We start from the raw sequence: 6,336 nt of genomic DNA, 5'->3' as shown, positions 1-6,336 counted from the left end.
TAATAGATGACCTTCATAAAGCTATTAATCAACATATCTTCTCATAAAAGAATTGTTGTAAACAACCAAATTCTACAGTAAATTTATTTTTTTAAAAGTGTAACTAGTCGTAGTTACTTTTTAGAGTGCGCTCGTGTTACGGTATTTTTTAACTAATCCCTATACCTCATGAAACGTTTTTACTTTCAATTATCTGTTGTCGTATTTTTTTTATTGCCAATTTATTCATTTTCACAACCAGATTTATGCGACGCATTACCGGTATATCAAGCTATAACTGTTGATGGTAATACTTCAGATTTTCAAGCTTCAATAGGTTCAGATGATAATGGCACTTATTACTTTTCTGCAGATGACACTTATTTTTATATAGGTGTAAATGGGATAAATCTAGATTCAGATAACTTACATATTGCTTTTAGAGTTCCAGGTGATGGACAAACTAATGCTGGCGTTGCTGGAATGAATTTTCCATCTGGTGTCGAATGGACTTATAGAATTGATTTCTATGGGGCTAACGATATTTGCTATTTTCCATTTAACAATCCTTTTGGCTGTCAACAGCTAGGAAGTTCTTGGTTTAATCATGCTGGATTTGGAGGTAATACTACAAGTGAAATACGAATTCCAAGGGCTTTTTTAGGCTCGCTAGCAACAGGAGATGGCAATGTAGATCTGGGTATTTGGGCCAATAATAATGTTGGAGATTTTGTGTTTGATACGTTCCCAAATTCTAATAGTACTGGATCAGCACCCCAGACATGGAATTCTTACGGAAGCGTTTCATATCCAACATATGAGAGTTTTACAGATGCAGATGCGGATGGATATAGTACAGATTGCGATTGTGATGATACAAATGCAGCAATCAATCCTGGCGCAGATGAAATTTGTGATGGTATAGATAACGATTGTGATGGCGATATAGATCAAGCGGATAGCAATTTGGTAGATAATGAAGCACCAGATGCAAGCTGCAATGATATTACAGTGGTATTAGATGCTAATGGCACGTATGACCTAACAGTTGCAGATATTAATGCAATTGGTTCAGGAAGTAGTGATAACTGTGGAGACGTAACGTTTAGCGTTGATAGAACCAGTTTTAGTTGTGATGATATAGGTGGTGTTTCAACTGAAATCACACCTAATTATATTGGTACTCAAGCGCAACCAACACATTCATTTGGTGGTGGTTTTAACCCAAATACTAACGAATTTTGGTATCCGCAATGGAACATTTCTACTATTCATAAGTATGACAACAATCATAGTTCATTAGGAAGTGTTAATTCTGGGCAACAGCAAATGATGCAGATATGGATGGATACAGATAGCGAAACGGATTATTATACCGCCAATTGGACTGATAATACCATTACTAAACGATCTGGAAGTTCTACTGTCTGGACGTATAACTTGGGCACCCCTGCAGGTACCGTTACTACAGATGCGGACTATGTGTATGCTGTATTATGGACTTCGAATCAAATTAGAGTGCTTGATAAGACGGATGGCACTTTTATTAGAACCATTTCCTTACCGGGAAATATGCAAAGTTATAGTGGTCTAGTTTATGCTAATGGGTACTTATATATTGGAGGATATGCACAGAACTGGAGTTCTGTTCCTAATACTAATGCGGCTATTCATACAATTGATGCAACCGACGGCACTTATATTAGTTCTATAAATACTGCTGTTCTTGTGTATAGCATGGCTTTTGATGGTGAAACCATGTGGATTTCAAATAATTCAAATACTATTTATGGTTATCAAATAGCAGAAGGTAGTGCTTATGATATTGGTATTCCTGTTGTTTTAACCGTAACCGATAGTAACAATAATGTAAGTACATGTACTGCTTCTGTTAGCGTCATAGATAATAGTTTGCCAACTCTAACTTGTCCTGCAAATATAACACAGAATACAGATGTAGGTGTCTGTGGTGCTGAGATAACATACGCTGTAACTACTGCCGATAACTGCACAATAACCATCGAACAAACCGAAGGTTTGGCTTCAGGAGAAATATTCCCTCTGGGACTAACTACCAATACTTTTATAGTAACTGATGTTGTTGGTAACACAGCAACCTGCAGTTTTAATGTTACTATAATAGATAACGAAGACCCAACAATTTCATGTCCAACTGACATTACAGTTAATAATGATGAAGGACGCTGTGGTGCTGTAGTGAATTACGAAGTTACACCAGCCGATAATTGCGCTAGTTCTGGAGCGTCATCGCTCTCAGAAGTATTGACAGCAGTTAATACTGATTTTGAAACGATTGCGGACCTTATCCCGAATCGCTACAATTTTGTTTATGATATCCATTCAAATAATAACATATATAATGGTGGACCTGATATGTATGATAATGGAAATTATCTCAATACTAATTTGGCAACCGGAATACCTTACACTTATAATACGATTACCACGAGTAATGCTTTTGGTACAGGTGGTCAATATTTTACCAGACATTTACCTGGTCTATTCGTAATGGCAGCAGATATTAATGCGCTTACACAATTTCGTATAACCGGAAATCTTGGTGCAGATGGCTCAGGTAGTGCATTTGGTTCGGTTCAAACTTTAACCAAAGGTGCAACTACGTACACGGCGTTTATTAAAGAAGTCGTTACTCCGGTTAATGACCCTTCAGTAAATCACATGATTATTGTAGAAAACAACCCATCAGCCAGTCATACGTATTCTACTAATACGGATAGTGATTATCATGTTGTCAATGGATTGGGTTCAAGTACCCGAATTTATTACCTTTTATATGCTGGTCGTTTAGGCAGTAGCGGATTCAATATTCCAGATGCAGATCATCTTGCTATTTTTGATGCATTTACCGATTTACTCGATGGCGGAATTGAATTGACTCAAACCGCAGGAATAGCATCTGGAGAAGAATTTCCAGTAGGTACAACAACAAATACTTTTGTAACAACTGATACTTCAGGAAATACTGCAACCTGTAGTTTTGACGTTACTGTTTTAGATAACGAAGGACCTGTGGTTGCTACAGATTTATTGCCAGACTCAACCATTATAAGTGGTACAGACCAAGCGCTAATAACGGGATGGCTACCAGCCAATTTACAAAATGAAGCCAATTTGCTGTTTACTAAAACAGTAGATGGTTCAACGGCCTCTACATTTCACAGCCTATGCGATGGCATTCCAAACACGCTTTTTGTCGCGAGAACTACTGATGGACGTATATTTGGTGGGTATAATGAAGGGGTTTGGAATGGATCTCAACAAGGTTATGTAAATAATCTTACTAATAATTTTCTGTTTTCAGTAACTAATCAAACCAAACATACTCAAGGTGGTCAATATGGCGGTACAGGAAGTTATTCAATTTATAATAGATCGGATTATGGACCAACTTTTGGTGGCGGTCATGATTTAGTTATATATAATAACCTTACGAATGGGTATTCTAATTTAGGACATAGTTATGAATGCGTAAATGGAACGTATGGATCTACTGATTGTCGAGATAATTTAGCTGGTAGTTATAATGGCTGGCAAATTGAAGAAATTGAAGTATGGGAATTAAGTAGTACTGGTAATCAGGCTGGTAACGGTGTTCTAGATATTATTGCCCAATGTGAAGTAACATCATTAGAAACATTATTAGCTAATGATAATTGCTCTGGTGAAATACAAGGTGTTTCAGATGCTAATTTACCGATTACATACCAAGGAACTACAGTAATAACATGGACCTTTAATGATGGTAATGGGAATATAACAACGGAAACTCAAAATGTAATTATTGAGGATACTGAAGGTCCTGATGCCATTTGCCAAGATGTGACATTGCAACTCGACGCAAACGGTCAAGCAACGCTTACTGCAGAACAAGTTAACAACGGCTCTACAGATAATTGTGCTATTGCTTCTTTAAGCGTTAGCCCAAGTTCTTTTAGTTGTAACAACATCAATCAAGTAACAACAGACCAAAATGCTTTAAATTTTGACGGAGTAAATGACTACGTTGATTTTGGGAACATTGCGGGAGCGAACTTTGGAACAGGTAATTTCACAATTGAACTTTGGGTAAAAACAAATCAAGCAACGTCTTATCCGGCAGCATTGATTTCTAAAAGAGCCGTTTGTAATTCGGATAACTTCTGGAATATTAGAATGCAGTCAAACGGAAAGTTTTACATTGAGTTCCTTGACCCATTAATTGGAAACCATCAAACGACTTCTGCTTCTGCCATTAACGACAATACGTGGCATCACATTGCTGTTAAAAAAGATGGAAGTACCGTTAGTTTATTCCTAGACGGTGCTCTAGATAATTCTGGCATTGCCAATACAAGCATTAACCTTAGCAACACTTACCCAGTACAAATTGGTCGAGACGCTTGTTCTGATCAACCATGGGGTGAATATTACCAAGGTTCTATGGATGAAGTTAGAATTTGGAATACTGCAAGATTGAATGCAGACATTGCTAGTGACTACAATAAAACGATTGATGGATCTGCGACAGGCTTAGTAGCCTATTACAACATGACCGAGAATACGGGAACAAATGTATTGAATGACATTTCTTACAATGCGAATAGTGGTACATTAACAAACATGGACCCTTTAACAGACTTTGTTACAGGACAAACATTTAACGGAACTTCTTCAATAAACACAGTAACATTAACGGTTACAGATGAAAGTGGAAACACAGCAACCTGTATTGCAAATGTCACAGTTGAGGATAATATAGATCCTGTAATTAATAATACACCAACAAATATTTCTGTAAATAATAATTCAGGAATTTGTGGAGCTGAAATAACATGGATAGATCCAACGGTTAGTGATAATTGTACAGGAAGTACGCTTACAATAGCATCTAGTCCAACAACAGATTTAATAAATGGTTCAGTATTTCCAGTAGGGATAACCACTGTAACCTATACTGCTTCTGATGCTAGTGATAATGACGCGATGGCAACTTCATTTACTATAACAGTAACGGATACTGAAATCCCGGTAATTAATGGGACACCAGCAAACATTGTTGTTGAAAATAGTTCTGGTAGCTGTGAAGCAGCAGCCACATGGACAGCTGCAACAGTTAGCGATAATTGTCCTAACGCAACTATAGATTCAAATTACCAATCTGGAGATACCTTCCCAGTAGGAACAACAACGGTAACATACACTGCTGAAGATGCAGCAGGAAATGAGGCTGCCGTAGCGTCGTTCACAGTAACAGTTAGCGATACAGAAGCACCAACAATTACATGTCCCGGAAATATTACTGTAAATAATACAACTGGAACATGTAGTGCAGTCGTTAACTTTGACGTAACCGCAACTGATAATTGTGATGGTTATGGACCTTTAAATGTTTTGCTTGCTGCCGCAGAATCTGTTGCTAGTCTTACTGATGTCCAAACAAAATTAGTAGCTACTGGGCAGTTTAATAGTGTAGATATATTTGATACTCAATTGGGAACTCCAACATTGGCAGAACTTCAAAACTACGATGTAGTTTTTGTATGGACGGATTTTGGTCCTGATAACTACATCGCTTTAGGCGATAATTTAGCAGCGTATATTGATGGTGGAGGTGCTGTTGTTGATGCTGTATTCGATATTGGCGCATTAAATATTCAAGGAGCATTTAATACTGATACATATCGTGTGTTAAGCCCCACAGGTCAAGAGGGATTTAACGGCATCAGAACCTTAGGAACTGTTTTGTTACCTGCTCATCCAATCATGCAAGGGGTAACAGCGTTCGATGGAGGAACAGCCAGTTTGCGTGGAACTTCTAATTCTATAACTGCTGGTTCGTATGACATTGCCTTATATGACAACAACCAGAAGTTTATCATAGCAAAGGAAAATGTAGGACCGGCTCAAGCGAGAAGAGTGAGCTTGAATTTTTACCCGCCATCAAGTAGTATACATAGCTCTTATTGGGATACTAGTACTGACGGAACTTTGATAATGACAAATGCTTTGAATTGGGCCGGAAATGATGTTGTTCAAACAGCTGGTATTACCTCTGGCTCTGAATTCCCTGTGGGTACAACAACAAATACCTTTGTTGTTACTGATGCTGCAGGTAATACAGACTCATGCACGTTCACTGTAACTGTTGAAGATAATGAAGCGCCAACAATAAGTTGTCCTACAAATATCAGTTTAAACGCTACTAGTGCTTCTGGTGCAGTAGTAAATTATACCGAACCTGTAGGTGCAGATAATTGTGCTGCAACGACCACATTATTATCTGGTCCGGCAAGTGGAGCGACTTTTCCAATAGGAAATACAGTGGTATCTTACCAA

1 protein-coding gene is annotated in these 6,336 nt (G+C 37.8%); it reads left to right on the top strand.

From position 1 onward, the window contains the following. Positions 1 to 168: 168 nt before the first annotated feature. The coding region (locus V7719_RS18675) for an HYR domain-containing protein (RefSeq protein WP_335731459.1) at positions 169 to 6,336 on the top strand (6,168 nt) is incomplete at its 3' end.

This window comes from Psychroserpens sp. (assembly GCF_036960315.1).
Classification (GTDB): domain Bacteria; phylum Bacteroidota; class Bacteroidia; order Flavobacteriales; family Flavobacteriaceae; genus Psychroserpens.
This window is presented reverse-complemented; position numbering and strand designations above follow the sequence as displayed.